General features: G+C 71.4%; 14 protein-coding genes. 4 read left to right on the top strand and 10 right to left on the bottom strand.

Features of this window, described 5'->3' with window-relative positions:
* Positions 1-161: 161 nt before the first annotated feature.
* The 6 genes from ACWEIJ_RS35620 to ACWEIJ_RS35595 form a co-directional block, all read right to left on the bottom strand.
* The gene (locus ACWEIJ_RS35620; protein ID WP_449841649.1) at positions 162-851 is read right to left on the bottom strand and encodes a DUF6319 family protein; all 690 of its coding nucleotides are present in this window, start codon (positions 849-851) and stop codon (positions 162-164) included.
* Positions 852-941: 90 nt separating this feature from the next.
* The gene (locus ACWEIJ_RS35615; RefSeq protein WP_449841648.1) at positions 942-1076 is read right to left on the bottom strand and encodes a hypothetical protein; all 135 of its coding nucleotides are present in this window, start codon (positions 1074-1076) and stop codon (positions 942-944) included.
* The gene (locus ACWEIJ_RS35610) at positions 1036-1500 is read right to left on the bottom strand and encodes a hypothetical protein (RefSeq protein ID WP_449841647.1); all 465 of its coding nucleotides are present in this window, start codon (positions 1498-1500) and stop codon (positions 1036-1038) included. Before ACWEIJ_RS35610 ends, ACWEIJ_RS35615 begins: the two co-directional genes overlap by 41 nt.
* Before the next feature lie 48 nt (positions 1501-1548).
* Entirely contained in the window at positions 1549-1749 is a 201-nt protein-coding gene (locus ACWEIJ_RS35605) for a hypothetical protein (RefSeq protein ID WP_355439970.1), read from the bottom strand.
* A gap of 109 nt (positions 1750-1858) precedes the next feature.
* Positions 1859-2866: a non-homologous end-joining DNA ligase gene (ligD, locus tag ACWEIJ_RS35600; RefSeq protein ID WP_449841646.1), complete on the bottom strand. Its 1008-nt coding sequence runs from the start codon at positions 2864-2866 to the stop codon at positions 1859-1861.
* Positions 2867-2875: 9 nt separating this feature from the next.
* The gene (locus ACWEIJ_RS35595; RefSeq protein ID WP_449841645.1) at positions 2876-3484 is read right to left on the bottom strand and encodes a TetR/AcrR family transcriptional regulator; all 609 of its coding nucleotides are present in this window, start codon (positions 3482-3484) and stop codon (positions 2876-2878) included.
* Between the two features lie 82 nt (positions 3485-3566).
* Between ACWEIJ_RS35595 and ACWEIJ_RS35590 the strand changes: the two genes are divergently transcribed.
* Genes ACWEIJ_RS35590 through ACWEIJ_RS35580 form a run of 3 tightly spaced genes read left to right on the top strand, consistent with a single transcriptional unit; the run spans position 3567 to position 6055 of the window.
* Positions 3567-4736: an acyl-CoA dehydrogenase family protein gene (locus tag ACWEIJ_RS35590; protein ID WP_449841644.1), complete on the top strand. Its 1170-nt coding sequence runs from the start codon at positions 3567-3569 to the stop codon at positions 4734-4736.
* Between the two features lie 15 nt (positions 4737-4751).
* Positions 4752-5474 (top strand): MaoC/PaaZ C-terminal domain-containing protein, encoded by a 723-nt coding sequence (locus ACWEIJ_RS35585; RefSeq protein ID WP_449841643.1) that lies wholly within the window; start codon positions 4752-4754, stop codon positions 5472-5474.
* Positions 5475-5494: 20 nt separating this feature from the next.
* Positions 5495-6055 (top strand): LuxR C-terminal-related transcriptional regulator, encoded by a 561-nt coding sequence (locus ACWEIJ_RS35580; protein ID WP_449841642.1) that lies wholly within the window; start codon positions 5495-5497, stop codon positions 6053-6055.
* 6 nt (positions 6056-6061) lie between these two features.
* On the opposite strand, the gene ACWEIJ_RS35575 is transcribed toward ACWEIJ_RS35580, so the two are convergent.
* The gene (locus tag ACWEIJ_RS35575; RefSeq protein WP_449841641.1) at positions 6062-6187 is read right to left on the bottom strand and encodes a hypothetical protein; all 126 of its coding nucleotides are present in this window, start codon (positions 6185-6187) and stop codon (positions 6062-6064) included.
* Between the two features lie 89 nt (positions 6188-6276).
* Positions 6277-8310 carry a helix-turn-helix transcriptional regulator gene (locus tag ACWEIJ_RS35570; RefSeq protein ID WP_449841640.1) on the bottom strand — a complete coding sequence of 678 codons (2034 nt, stop codon included), beginning with the start codon at positions 8308-8310 and terminating at the stop codon, positions 6277-6279.
* 176 nt (positions 8311-8486) lie between these two features.
* Here ACWEIJ_RS35570 and ACWEIJ_RS35565 point away from each other — a divergent pair, with 176 nt between their 5' ends.
* Positions 8487-8870, top strand: a complete 384-nt coding sequence (locus ACWEIJ_RS35565) for an SsgA family sporulation/cell division regulator (RefSeq protein WP_449841639.1) — start codon at positions 8487-8489, stop codon at positions 8868-8870.
* Here ACWEIJ_RS35565 and ACWEIJ_RS35560 read toward each other — a convergent pair.
* Positions 8862-11195, bottom strand: coding sequence for an ATP-binding protein (locus tag ACWEIJ_RS35560; RefSeq protein ID WP_449841638.1), 2334 nt, complete (start codon positions 11193-11195; stop codon positions 8862-8864). The two genes, ACWEIJ_RS35565 and ACWEIJ_RS35560, sit on opposite strands and share 9 nt — an antisense overlap.
* Positions 11196-11199: 4 nt before the next feature.
* Positions 11200-13449, bottom strand: a complete 2250-nt coding sequence (locus ACWEIJ_RS35555; RefSeq protein ID WP_449841637.1) for an ATP-binding protein — start codon at positions 13447-13449, stop codon at positions 11200-11202.

The raw sequence follows: 13449 nt of genomic DNA, 5'->3' as shown, positions 1-13449 counted from the left end.
GAACAGCACCCACACGTACCCATCAGGGCCTCCCCGTCCTCCAAGCCGGACCTGCGCGGGACATCCGCGCGTTCCACGGTCCGCCCCGGCACCAGCCCTGGGAAGCCCTCTCACCCGAACGCGTACGGACAACCACCGTGGCGTCGCAGCCCGTGACCTCGCTACGCGCCCAGGTCCTCCAGAGCCTTCTGCGCGGCCTCCAGTTCGGCGCGCAACTGCTCCACGCGGGCGAGCTGCTGAGCACGCGCCGCGTTCAGCACGCCCTCGACGATCTCGGCGACCTCGGGCGTGAGCAGCTTCGCGGCCTGCGCCACGGCGGCCGGTGACACCGGGGTGGGGCGGACCGTCCTGCGGGTGCCCTGCACGACCTCCACGGTCCACTCGCCCTCACCGGCGGACACGAGCGTCACGGTGACCTCGGGTGTGCCGCCCTTCGCCGAGGGCTTGCGCGCGGGCTTCGCGGGCGGCGGCTCCGCGACGACCGCGGGGGCGGGTTTCGGCTTGGGTGCCGCGGGCTTCACCGGCGCCTCCGGAACGTAGGGATGGAGGATCTCAGTCTCTCGCGGCGGCTGCGGCGGCGCAGGAGGCGGGGCCGCGGGCTTCTTGCGGGGCGGCGGTTTCTCCAGCGTCAGTTCCGCCGGGCTGAACGACATCTCGTCCTTCGACCCGGTCGGGCGCACCTGGATGAAATCGCCCTCCTCGGGTTCGGTGAACGCGAGGAGCTTCGCCGAGCGCCCCGCCTCCATGCCCACCGCGGCCGCCGTGAACCACACCAGCGGCTGGGTGCCTCCGTCCAGCTGCGAGCGCAGGCTGTCGACGTCCTCCGCCGACAGCCCGCTCTTCTTCGCCATCGCCCTGCCTCCCCGCCGTTCGAACACCTGTGCCCCAGCATGCCCTACACCCCTGACAATTCTGAGCACCGGGTCGGCGGGGAGATCAACTCACGGGTTGCCGTCCGTTCCGCAGATGTAGCCCGCGTTGACGCAGTTGTGCACTCCTCGTTGCAGCTCGGCCTGGTCCCACGCGTTCGTGGAGTCACCGTGGAACGTGCAGCCGTGCGCGGTGGTCACGTTCACCCCGTTGACCGTGCCTCCCAACGACAACCGCCTGCTGCTCCACCGTCGCCCGCGCCCGCTCGGCGCTGCAGGCATCCACGACCGCACTCGGGCGGTCGCCCCCACCGCAGGGGCTGCGGTACGTGGTGGGCGACTCGAAGGCCACGTCACCGGACCAGAACCCGGCGGCGCGGAAGAGCTCGTGCATGTGCGAGACACCCGGCTGGTCCTGGAAGACGACCGGGTCGTCCTGCCTGCGATGACTGGCGCCGCAGTTCGCCCGGAACTCCGAACCCGGAACCCGACGTGCGGGAGGAGTGTTCATGCAAGTGAGGATTCGAGCAGCGATCGGCACCGCGGCGGTGGCGATGTCGCTCGTCGCCGACTTGTCCGCGACCGGGTCGCAGTTCGTCGTCCCGGCCCTGTTGTGTGAGAGCGCTCTCATGACAAGTAAGGCAGCCCCGTTACCCGAAGGTGTCCACGTGTGGGCCGGTCAGGCCTCTTCGGCGCGCAGCCGGTACTCGCACCCGTACTCGACCGCGTACGACAGGTCGTAGATGTGCACGATCTTGGGCCCGCCGTGCAGGTGCACGTACGTCACGGTCTGCTTCGGATCCTCCGGAGTCGAGGGCAACGAGTCGACCCGGCCGTCGAGAGGACCGCCGACGTACCGCACGACATAGGGCTGGGACATGGCGACCTCCTCTCGCGTTCTCCTCATTCTACGAGGTCGGCCACTGGATCCGGTCCCGATACAGCCGGTTGGCTCACTGGGCGAACCACCGGACGGCCGGTTCCCGCCCTCACTCCTGCTTGCGGGCGCGCGACGGCTGCACCCGCATCGGCTCGCCCGGCATCTTCGGGTAGTCCGGCGGGTACGGCATCTCACCGCGCGGGTCGGCGGCGTACCACTCCAGCAGGGTCTCGATGCCGAACGCCGCGGAGTCCAGCGCGGCGTGCGGATCACCGCGCTCCGCCAGGTACTTCGGCACGGTCAGTACGTCGAAGTCGTCGGGGTCCACAGTGGACAGTTCGTCCCACTTGACCGGCGTCGAGACGGTGGCGCGCGACGTTCCCCGCACCGACCAGGCCGAGGCGATCGTGCGGTCGCGGGCCGCCTGGTTGAAGTCGATGAAGACGCGCTCGCCGCGTTCTTCCTTCCACCACGCCGAGGTCGCGAGCGTCGGCGCCCGCCTCTCCACCTCGCGGGCCAGGGCGATCACCGCGTGCCGGACGTCGATGAAGTCCCACTCCGGCCGGATCCGCACGGCCACGTGGATGCCGCGGCCGCCGGAGGTCTTGGGGTAACCGGTCAGGCCGGCGTCGGCCAGCACCTCGCGCAGCACGGCGGCGACGCGGGCCGCGTCGGAGAAGTCGGTGCCCGGCTGCGGGTCCAGGTCGATGCGCAGCTCGTCGGGGTGGTCGACCTGCGGCCGCCGCACCGGCCACGGGTGGAAGTCGAACGTGCCGAGGTTGGCGGCCCACACGATCACGGCTTCCGAGGTCGGGCAGATCTCGTCGGCCGGACGGCCCGACGGGAACTTGACCTGCACGGTCTCGACGTACTCGGGAGCGCCCTTGGGCACGCGCTTCTGGTAGAAGGCCTCGCCCTCGACGCCGTCGACGTACCGCTTCAGCACCACCGGGCGGTCGCGCAGCACGGACAGCAGCACGGGCGCCACGGTGCGGTAGTACTCGACCACCTGCCCCTTGGTGATGCCGCGCGCGGGGAAGTACGGCTTGTCCGGGTTGGACACCCGCACCAGCTGGTCACCGACTTCGAGCTCGATCGCCTTCGACTTGGCAGCCACGCCAGCACACTAGCGCCGCTGGAGGCCGCGCACGAACGCCGCGAGCGCCAGCTCGAAGCTGTCGCGGTCGAGCTCGCGGGCGACGCCCGGCAGCAGGTGGGCGCGGTCGAGGTGCGGGTAGCGCCCGGAGTAGTCGGCGGGGTCGGTGGAGAAGCCGCTGGAGAACGACGACAGCGCCGAGCCGAAGACGAGGTACATCAGGCCGGCCACGATCATCGTGGCCTCGCGCCGCGACCAGCCCGCGTCGACCAGGGCGCCGTGCAGGATGTCGAGCCGCTTCAGGGACTCGTCACGGCCGGCCGGTCCGTAGGCCAGGAACGGGACGATGTTCGGGTGCGAGGACAAAGCCGCACGGTACGAGCGCGCGCACCGCAGCAAGCCCTCCCGCCAGTCGACGTCGAACCCCGACACGTCGACCGCGGCGAGGATGGAGGACGCGACGTCGTTGAGGAGCTGGTCCTTGGTGCGGACGTGCCCGTACAGCGAGGCGGCCTGAACGCCCAGCTCAGCGGCCAGTTTGCGCATCGACAGACCGTCCAGGCCGTCGCGGTCGACGATGGCCAGCGCCGTCGACCGGATGCGGTCGGCGCTCAACAGAGGGGTGCTCGGCCGGGGCATGTGGGTTAACCTAACACTGTTCGGTTTCTCAGCAGAGGCCCCTCGGCGCTTTCGGACGCGTGCGGGTAAAAGGAGAAAGCAGATGGACTTCACGCTCGATGACGAGCAGAAGGAGATCCGCGAGTGGGTGCGGACCTTCGTGCGCAAGGAGATCATCCCGCTGGAGCCCGAGGTGCTGCGCCGCGAACGCGCCGGTCAGCCGGGTCTGCCCAAGGACGAGCTCAAGGCGTTGCAGGACAAGGCGAAGGCCGCCGGCTTCTTCGGTGTGCTGACGCCGCAGGAGTACGGCGGCATGGGCCTCGGCGCGATGATGACCGCGCTCATCGAGGCGGAGCTGGGCCGCAGCTTCGTGCCGTTCCGGTTCGGCGGCTACGCGGACAACATCCTGTTCCACGGCAACGAGGAGCAGAAGCAGCGCTACCTGCTGCCGACGATCTCCGGCGAGCGCGTCTCGTGCTTCGCGATCACCGAGCCCGGCGCCGGCAGTGACGCGAAGGCCATCCGCACGTCCGCCGTGAAGGACGGCGACGAGTGGGTGATCAACGGCGAGAAGACGTTCATCACGCAGGGCAACGAAGCCGACTTCGTGATGGTCTTCGCCGTCACCGACAAGGAGAAGGGCGCCGACGGCGGCGTCACGTGCTTCCTCGTCGACCGCGACATGGGCTGGAAGTCCGAACCCATCCCGACCATGGGCCAGTGGGGCCCGGCGGCGCTCGTGTTCGACAACGTCCGAGTGCCGGAGGAGAACGTCCTCGGCGAGGTCGGCAAGGGCTTCCACCTCGCGATGCAGTGGATCGGCCAGGGCCGCTACCTGCTGCCCGCCCGTGCGCTCGGCAGCGTCGAGCGGCTGGTGGAGATGGCGATCGAGCAGGCCAAGAACCGCGTGACGTTCGGCCGGCCCATCGCCGAGTACCAGGCGATCCAGTGGATGATCGCGGACTCCGCGGTCGAGATCGAGGCGCTGCGCTGGCTCGTGCTGCACGCCGCGTGGCTCGTCGACCAGAAGCAGGACTCGCGGCAGGCGCAGTCCATCGCCAAGCTCTACGGCGGCATCAAGGCCAACGAGATCGTCGACCGCGTCCTGCAGATCCACGGCGGCATGGGCTACACCCGCGAGCTGCCGATCGAGCGCTGGTACCGCGAGCTGCGGCTGCTGCGGATCTACGAGGGCACCGACGAGATCCAGCGCCGCACGATCGCCCGCAACCTCCTCAAGGGCCACGCGAACATTCGAGGCACGCTCGGTTAGTTCTATCTTGGGGTAGTGCTCAACCACGACATCCTCGGCGTCGTCGAACGACAGGTCCGCACCTGGTCGGCCGACGACGCCGAGGTGTACGCGGCGGCGGTCGGCGGCTACTCCCCCGCGTTCGCCATCCCGCTGCTGCAGCACGGCGGCCCGCAGCTGGGCCTGACCGGCGCGGACATGACCCAGGTCCTGCACGCCGAGCAGTCCCTGCGGCTGCACCGCAGGCTTCCCCGGAGCGGTTCCGCGGTCGTCACCAGGACCGTGACCGGCATCCACGACAAGGGTTCCGGCGCACTGGTCGTCAGCACCTGGGAGTCGGAGTACGCGTCGACCCGCTCGTCCTGCTTCATCAAGGGCGAAGGCGGTTTCGGCGGCGAACGCGGCGAAACCCGCAGGTTCGCCACACCCGGCAGCGAACCCGAGGTGAGCTTCTTCCGGACGTCGGGGGACCAGGCCCTGCGGTACTGCGAGACCGGCGACGTCAACCCGATGCACCACGATCACGAGTTCGCGCGCAGGGCCGGGTTCGCCCGCCCCATCCTGCACGGCCTGTGCACGCTCGGAATCGCCGTGCGCGGTAAGGACTTCACCGAGCTGCACGCCCGCTTCACCGCCCCGGTGCTGCCCGGCGACGAGCTCCGGATCGAGCACTGGCCGACCGGCGAGTTCCGCGTGTCGACAGCGGACCGACAGGTAGTCATCGGATGGGTTCGGTTTTCCGAAGTGGACAACCGCTGAAAATCCGCACGATTCTCACCATGAGTAGTGCCCTGGCCACCGTGGACGCCGGAATCGAACCGGTGCGCGTCGCGGTGGAGTCCCGAGACCTGATCAGCGCGGCCGGTGTGACCCATCTGCTGAAGACATCACCACGCGTGCGGGTGGTGCAGGACCGCACGGACGCGCACGTCTTGCTCGCACTCGTCAACGAACTGTGCGCGCAACAGGCGGCACGGCTGCGGGCCACCGGTTCGTCGCGGATCGTGGTGATCGCGGCACGGGTGCACGACCTCACCCCCTCGATCGCCGCCCAGGCAGGGCTCCCGGTGCCGCTGCGGCGCGCGGACGTCAACGCCGAACGGCTGATCAGGCTCCTCGTCGGCGGGCATCAGGTGCAGGAGCGGTCGCAGGTGCTGAACGACCGCGATCTGCAGCTGCTGCGGTTGCTGGCCGACGGCGCCACGATCGCGGAGGTGGCCGCGCGGCTGTTCTGCTCCGAGCGGACCGTGAAGTACGCGCTGCACCAGCTGCTCGAACGGTTCGGGCTGCGCAACCGGGTGCACGCCGTGGCGTGGGCGATCCGCTCCAACCTGCTGTAGCCGCCGTCAGGCCGCGCGGGAGGCGTGCAACTGGTCCCAGGTGATCGTGCCCTGCAGCACGTCGTGCACGTCGTGCTCGGGCGCGGCGGGCACGATCGGGGTGCGCTGCGGTTCGTCGTGGTGGCCGGACATCGTGGAGGCTCCCATCGTTTCGTTGCCGTTGTTGGCAAAGCACGACGGACCACCGCGACCAGTTCACGGTCCTTTGGTGACAACGGGTCTCAACTGGGGCCGAAGACGGAGGACAGCTGCACGCGCCTGCTGATCCCGGTCTTGCGGTACACGCGGGTCAGGTGCAGCTCGACCGCGCGCTGAGTGACGTTGAACCGGGTGGCGATCTCCCGGTTCGTCTCGCCTTCCAGCGCCAGCTCGACGATGCGCGACTCGTGCGGCGTGAGCTTCGTCCAGGCGCCACCACGCACCGGCGCCGGCCGCTCCTCCAGCGCCGCCCGCGCCAGTTCCACCAGCTCCGCCGCCCCGGCCCGTTCGGCATCGGCCAGCGCGGCCCGCGGCGACCCCAGCGCCAGGTGCATGCGCGCCCGCTGGTGCAGCAGCAACGTGCACACCCACGCCGGTGCCAACATGCCGGTGTATCCGAGGCGCACCAACATCTCCCGCGCCTCACCGGGCCGTCCACTGTCCACACAGGACGCTACGAACGCCGCCGCCGCCAACGCGACGCAACCCCGCGACGGTGAGGCCCGGTCCGCGAGATCGCACATGAGCCGCGAGACCTCGGCGTGGTCGCGGCACGACCACATCCCCAGAGCGACCAGCCAGTCGTTCTCCGCACCGATCAGCCGGTCCGGCACCTCCATCGCGCGACCACCGCGCAGCAGGCCGAGCCCCGCGAGGACGACCGACGGCATCGCGTGTTCCGGCAGGTCGGCGAGCACCTGCTCCGCACCCTCACCGGTCCAGAAGGCGCGCAACGCGGGGGCGACGGGGGCGTCACCGACGATCTCGCGGCCGCTCAACGGACTCATGGCCAGCCCGACCGCGCGAAACGAGACGGGCGGCCCCTCATCCGCGGCGGGAACGCCGAGCACGTCCTCGTCGCACTGCCAGTCCAGCACCACCGCCGCGAGCCAGTCCAGCGCGCCGTCCGGGTTCCCCGCCGCGGACAACCGCCGCCAGCACCGCGCCAGCTCGTCCGCCCGAGGGGCGATCCCGCACCGCAGGTGCAGTTGCGCCAGTTCCACCGCTACCTGCGCGAGCACCCGTCCGCTCATCGGTTCGCGCAGTGCCGCCCGCAGGCACCGCACCGCGCTCTCCGGCCGTCCGGCGGCCCGGTGCAGCCGAGCGGCGGTGCGCAACACCGGCGCCACCCACCGCGCCCCGACGGGTTCCGCGCACGCCACGAGCTGCTCGGCCACCGCCGGATCAGCTCGCCGGTGCAGCGCCGCCGCGGCCGCGCGGTGCAGGCGTTCCCGCAGCTCCGGTGCCATCTCCTGCCAGATCGCATCGCTCAGCGCCGGAGACTGGACCCGCATCGGCTCGCCCACGACCAGCCGGGCGTCCGCCAGCCGTTCGAACGCGGCCAGCGTGTCGCACGAGCCCATTCCGGCGACCTCGCACAAGAGGTCCAACGGCGCGTTGCCCAGCACCGCGAGCGCACGAGCCACACCAACCGCGTCGGCGTCCAGCGTCTGCCAATGCCGCCGCACGGCCCGCAACAGGCGCGGCAACCGCAACCCGCGCAACGAGGTCGCGGAGAGGTCCACGACGTCGAGCACGTCGCTCACCACGCCCGGCGCGCCCGCGCTGTGGTCCAGGCACAACGCGGTCAGCTCCGGCGAGTCCTCGTCGAACCGGCGCCGGACCAGCTCGGCCACCGCCTCGGCGTCCACCGGGCGCAACGGCACCCGCACGGCGTCCGCCACGAGATCCGCCAGCCCTTCCGGTTCGAACACGAAGTCCCCGGCGAGCACGACGGCGCCCCGGAACCGGGCGAGCCGTTCGACCTCGTCGGCTGACAGCTGCTCGACGTCGTCCACCAGCAGCAACGTGTGCCGGTCGACCCCGGACAGCGCCCGCAGCCCGCGCACCGGACGCATCCCGCTGCGCACCGCGATCGACGACGCGACGGACAGCAACGCGCTCTTGCCCATCCCGGTCGCCCCGGACACCACGCACGACCGCCCACCACCGAGCGCGCCTGTCAAGACGGCGATCTCCCGCTCCCGCCCCACGAGCACGCCACCGGCCTGGCGCACGGCGGCCTCGACGAGACCGGGGCGCAGCGGGGTGACCATGCCGTCCAGGAAAACGCGGGCGTCGTCCCGGGACCATGCAGAAGGACCGGCAGAAGTTCCGCAGGTCTGCCCGTTCGCACAACGGAATTGGTAAATGACAACACGCCCCCGTGAACCAATTCCGCGCGCGTTACGTGACACCTGCTGAACACCGGCGAACATCTCAGGGAGTCCCGATGCGGGTCGCGTCACGCACCGTCTTCGACTTCGTCCGCCCCGACGGCGCCACCGCGCCAGTTGAGACGGAGCTGCTCTACCAGGCGGACGACCCGTTCGCGGTCACGATGAAGTTCCACGCCGGCGGCGCCGTCGCGACCTGGATCATGGGCAGGGACCTGCTCGCCGAGGGCCTGAGCACGCCGTCGGGCCGCGGCGACGTCCGGTTGCGGCCCAACGCCGGGCGCACGCTGGTGCTGGAGCTGATCTCCGACCGGCACGTCACCGTGTTCCGGGTGCCGGCCGGGACGCTGCGGAAGTTCCTCGACGCCACCTACCGGCTCGTGCCGCCCGGTTCCGAGCACTTCGACGCGGACGCGTTCCTCGGCACGGTCCTACGCTGACAGGCTGATCCCGAGCGCCTCCGCCACCTCGTGCCGCAGCCTCGACATGCCGGGTGACTCGTAGCCCTCGCACTCGGCGAGCGCGCGCACGCGGTGCCGCATGGCCGCGTCGTGGTCGTTCATGCGGTCGCAGAGACCGGCGAGCTCCATCAGCACGGACACCATGGTCTCCGGGTCGGACATCGTCTCCGCGGCACCGGTCAGCTCGACGCGTGCCTCGGCGAGCCGCCCGGCCGCGACGAGCGCGCGGCCGCGCGTGTGCCGGACCATGGCCCGCAGGTTCGGTGCCCCCCGCGCGAGCAGTTCCTCCGCCTCGGCCACCACGTCGAGGGCCTCGGCGGGCCGGCCCGCCGCGACCAGGGTGTCGGCCAGCCGGAGCATCAGCTGGGCGGCGTTCTCCAGCGAGACGCCGCGTTGGTTCCCGCGCAGCGCTCGTTCCTGCGCGAGGCACGCGCGCTGCGTCTCGGCCGACTCGTCGAAACGTCCGAGCCGTTGCAGCAGCACGCCGACGTACGACAGCGCGAACACGACGTTCATCGGCTGACCGGCCTCGCGGAACAGCTCTGCGGCCTTTCTGGCGTGCGTCACGCCGGCCTCGTGGTCGTCGAGCCGGGACTCGATGCCGGCCCGGTAGTAGTGCGCCCAGGCCGTCTCCTCCAGCGAGCCGCACTCCCGCGCGACCCGCAACGCTTCCTCGTGCCAGCGCAGGGCCAGGGGGATGTTCGGGTGCCGGGCGAAGTAGACCCAGCACACGAAGTTGAGCTGCTGGGCCTGCCGCGGGAGGTCACCCAGCTCGCCCGCGGCGGCGACACCCGCCGTGTAGACCTCGCGCCACAGCTCGCTCGGCCCGCGGTGGTCCGAGTACCAGTGCATCGACCTGGCCAGCGCCAGCACCTGCTCGTGCGCGCCGTCCTCGACGGCCTCGCGGAACGCGCCACGCCAGTTCGCCAGCTCGTCGGTGAGCCAGCGGTCGGCGCTCGCGAGGTCCGACGCGCCCTGGTCGTCGGGGTGGAACGACGACGCGGCCAGCGTCGCGGTCGTGAGCAGCCAGTCGCGCGTGCGCAGGCGGTGTGTCTCGTGGTCGGGTTCCTCGCTGTGCAGGCGTTCGCGCGCGTAGTCGCGGATCAGGTCGTGGCACGAGTACCGGCCGGGCACTCCGGGTCGCAGAAGGCTCGCGTCGACGAGCTCCTCCAGCAACGTCTCGGCGTCGCCGGCCGGGACGTCCGCGGCGACCGCCGCCAGTGCGACGGACGTGTCCGGGCCGTGGACCAGCGCGAGCCTGCGGAAGACCGTCGCGGTTTCCGGGGCGAGCTGGCGGTAGGACAGCTCGAACGCGGTGCGGACCTGCACGTCCCCGGTCGCGAGCACGTCGAGGCGTTCGCGTTCGTCGGAGAGCTGGTCGGCGAGGTGCCGCAACGTCCACGCGGTGCGGCCGGTCAGCCGGTGCCCCGCGATGGCGAGCGCCAGCGGCACTCCCCCGCACAGCGTCGCGACCAGGTCGGCGGACTCCCGGTCGGCCTGGACCCGGTCGGCACCGGCGGTGGCGGCGAGCAGCGCGACGGAGTCGTCGTGGCTCAGCGGGCCGAGGTCGAGGCGAGCGCGGCAGTCCAGGCCCGCGAGCACGTTGCGGCTGGTCACCAGCACCAGTGAACCGGGGCTGGCGGCGAGCAACGGCCGCACCTGGGCCTCGTTCGCCGCGTTGTCGAGCACGAGCAGCACGGTCCGTTCACGCAACATGGACCGGTAGAGGCGCGAGCGGTCGGCGGGATCGGACGGCAAGCTCGTGTCCGGCACCCCGAACGCGCGCAGCACCCGTTCCGTCGCCCGGTCCGGCGTGAGCGGGGTGGCGTCCATGCCGCGCAGGTCCAGGTAGAGGCAGCCGTCGGTGAACGTTCCGGCGAACCGGTGGGCGGCGTCGACCGCGAGAGAGGTCTTGCCGACGCCAGGTGGTCCGTGCACGACGACGACGTCCAGCACCGACGACGCAGCCGCGCGGTGGATGCACTCGGCGAGCTCGTCCTGTTCGGCCGCGCGACCGGTGAGCCGGGTGGCCGGTGGTGGCGCGCAGCCGGTGCGTTCGGCGCGGGGTGCGGAGGCCTCCGACGACCGGGCGAGCGCGACGAACTCGGCCGCCTCGCCCGCGTTCAGGCCGAGACCGGTCACCAGCAGGTCGACCGTCTGCGCCTGCGGGGTCTGCACGCGGCCGCGTTCGAGGTCGCTCAGCGTCCGGACGCCCAGGCCGGTGCGAGCAGCGAGGTCCTCCTGGGTCAGCGCCGCCCGGCGCCGGTAGTACCGCAGGAACTCGCTGAAGGTGGTCGCCCGCATTCCCTCACCCTCTGGCCAGGCACTCCCGCACTTCGGCGGCGATCTCGCGCGTCGCGTCGGTGTCCCACCGCGCGCACGCCGCGAGCGAGTCTCGCAGATAGCGCCGATACGCGCTGTCGTCACCCCGTGACTTGGCGTTGTCGGCGAGCGCGCGCAACGCCTCGATCTCCCGCACGCCGTCACCGGTCGCGCGGAAGCCCGCCAATGCGTCCGTGAAGTCCTCATCGGACTCGGCGATCCGCCCCGCCAGACGGTGAGCCTCGGCGCGATGCCACAGTGCGCGCGCACGCCACGACTTCATCCGTGCGCGCTCATAGACCTTCTCCGCCTCAGTCAACGCCAACACGGCGTCATCCGGCCTGTTGTCGTCCATCAGGGCGAGGCCCAGCCACCAGAGCGTGCGACCGAGTGCGGAGAGTTCGTAAGTGGTGCGGGCGAACGCACTCATCTCGTTCGCCACCTCTGTGTGTACGGCGACCGCGGCATCCGCACGACCCATCCGTTGCCACAACACACCGAGCACGGACCGCGCGTAGAGCAAGTCCATCGGCTCACGCATCCACTCGATCGCCTTGCGGCACACGCGTTCTGCCTCGTCGAGGTCGCCGAGCCCGCTGTGCGCGGCGGCCGCGATGAGCCACACCCAGCCGATGTGCCCGGTCTCCCCCGCCGACTCGGCTCGCCGTGCGGCACGGGTCAGCACCTCCAGCGCGTCGCCCGGCCGGCCGACCACGTCGAACAGCACCCAGCCGAGCTGGCTGAGCAGCACGACCTCCTGCCACGGCTCGCGCGCGGACGCCAGTGCGGCGCGGTAGACGCGTTCCCAGACCGGACTCGGCTCGATGGCGGCGTAGTGCGAGAGTGCGATCACCGCGCGTGCCACGTCGTCGTGCAGGCCCTGGCACTGCGCCTGACCGACGATCTCCGGCATGAGGTCGCGGTGCTCGTCCAGCCACCGCCTCGCCGTCCGCACGTCCATCTCACCGCGGGGCACCACCCGCCGCGCGTCGCCCGTCTGTCCGAAGAGGACTCCCGCGGTGACCGCGGTCTCCAGCAACCATGCGAGCATCCCGCGTCGCGCCTCGCCGGTGTCGTCGACGAGGTCGTTGGCGAACGTCCGGACCAGACCGTGGATCGCGTAGCCGTGGTCGTCGGCGTCGAGGAGGCTGACGTCGGCGAGCTCCTCCAGCGCCCGTTCCGCCTCGGCGACACCGATGCCCGCGAGCTCCGCCGCCAGTTCTGCGGTGACGTGGCCGCCGATCAGCAGCCCCAGCCTGCGGAACACGGCCTTCGCGTGGTCCGGCAGGTGCGCCAGCGAGACCTCGAACGCGCCGCGCACCTCCAGGTCGCCCGCGGTGAGCGCGGCGAGGTGGCGTTCCTCGATCTGCTCGGCCAGGTGCGCGAGCGGCCAGCGCGGACGGCTGGCGAGCCGGTTGCCCGCGATCCGCAACGCGAGCGGCGACCTCCCGCACAGCCGCACCAGCTCCCGCGCGGCCACCGGATCGGCGTCGACGCGCGGCCGGCCGATGATCGACGCGAGCAGCTCGACGGCGGCGTCCTCGGTGAGCCCGCCGAGCCGGATCCAGGTGGCGCCGGTCAGCCCGGCGAGCCTGCGCCGCGACGTCACGATCGTGAGGCAGCCCGGCAGATCGGTCGCGAGGCTGCGGACCTCCTCCTCACAGCTCGCACCGTCCAGCACGAGCAGAAGGCGTCTCCCCGTGAGCAACGACCGGTAGAGCCTCATCTGGCTGTGGACGTCCTCCGGCACATGCTCGGCGTGCACCCCGAGGTCCTTGAGCAACCGCTGCAGCGGCGGCGCGGAACCCTCCAGTTCGATGAGCAGCTGTCCGTCCGGAAAACGTTCCTCAAGCAGATGCGCGGCCCTCACGGCGAGGCTCGTCTTACCGGTCCCCGCGGCGCCGTGGACCACGACGAGCCCGTCGCGCATCCCGGCGATCGTGTCGAGCTCGGCGTCCCGGCCGACGAGGTCCGCCACGTACAGCGGCAACGACCACACCGGCCCCGGCAGCGCGACCCGGCCCGTCCTGGCGAGTCCGCGCAGCTCTTCGCGGTCGGGTTCGTCGAGGTCAAGGGCGTCGATGAGGGCTTCGGTCGTGCGGCGCTGCGGCGAGCGGGCCCGGCCGCGCTCCATGTCGCTGATGGCGCGGACGCTGACCCCGGAACGCTCGCTGAGCTCCTCCTGGCTGAGCCCTGCGGCCTTGCGGTGGTGCAGCAGTCGAGCGCCGAACGTCAT

The sequence above is a fragment of the Lentzea sp. NPDC004789 genome, assembly GCF_053601075.1.
The sequence above is the reverse complement of the archived record's forward strand: the minus strand, read 5'-3'. Positions and strand labels throughout refer to the sequence as shown.

Excerpts from the sequence above, each read along its gene's own strand:
- ACWEIJ_RS35610 (WP_449841647.1), bottom strand. The coding sequence starts at position 1,500 with ATGAGAGCGCTCTCACACAACAGGGCCGGGACGACGAACTGCGACCCG.
- ACWEIJ_RS35595 (WP_449841645.1), bottom strand. The coding sequence starts at position 3,484 with ATGCCCCGGCCGAGCACCCCTCTGTTGAGCGCCGACCGCATCCGGTCG.
- ACWEIJ_RS35555 (WP_449841637.1), bottom strand. The coding sequence starts at position 13,449 with ATGACGTTCGGCGCTCGACTGCTGCACCACCGCAAGGCCGCAGGGCTC.
- ACWEIJ_RS35620 (WP_449841649.1), bottom strand. The coding sequence starts at position 851 with ATGGCGAAGAAGAGCGGGCTGTCGGCGGAGGACGTCGACAGCCTGCGC.
- ACWEIJ_RS35605 (WP_355439970.1), bottom strand. The coding sequence starts at position 1,749 with ATGTCCCAGCCCTATGTCGTGCGGTACGTCGGCGGTCCTCTCGACGGC.
- ACWEIJ_RS35560 (WP_449841638.1), bottom strand. The coding sequence starts at position 11,195 with ATGCGGGCGACCACCTTCAGCGAGTTCCTGCGGTACTACCGGCGCCGG.
- ACWEIJ_RS35575 (WP_449841641.1), bottom strand. The coding sequence starts at position 6,187 with ATGTCCGGCCACCACGACGAACCGCAGCGCACCCCGATCGTGCCCGCC.
- ACWEIJ_RS35565 (WP_449841639.1), top strand. The coding sequence starts at position 8,487 with ATGCGGGTCGCGTCACGCACCGTCTTCGACTTCGTCCGCCCCGACGGC.
- ACWEIJ_RS35590 (WP_449841644.1), top strand. The coding sequence starts at position 3,567 with ATGGACTTCACGCTCGATGACGAGCAGAAGGAGATCCGCGAGTGGGTG.
- ACWEIJ_RS35580 (WP_449841642.1), top strand. The coding sequence starts at position 5,495 with ATGAGTAGTGCCCTGGCCACCGTGGACGCCGGAATCGAACCGGTGCGC.
- ACWEIJ_RS35570 (WP_449841640.1), bottom strand. The coding sequence starts at position 8,310 with ATGGTCACCCCGCTGCGCCCCGGTCTCGTCGAGGCCGCCGTGCGCCAG.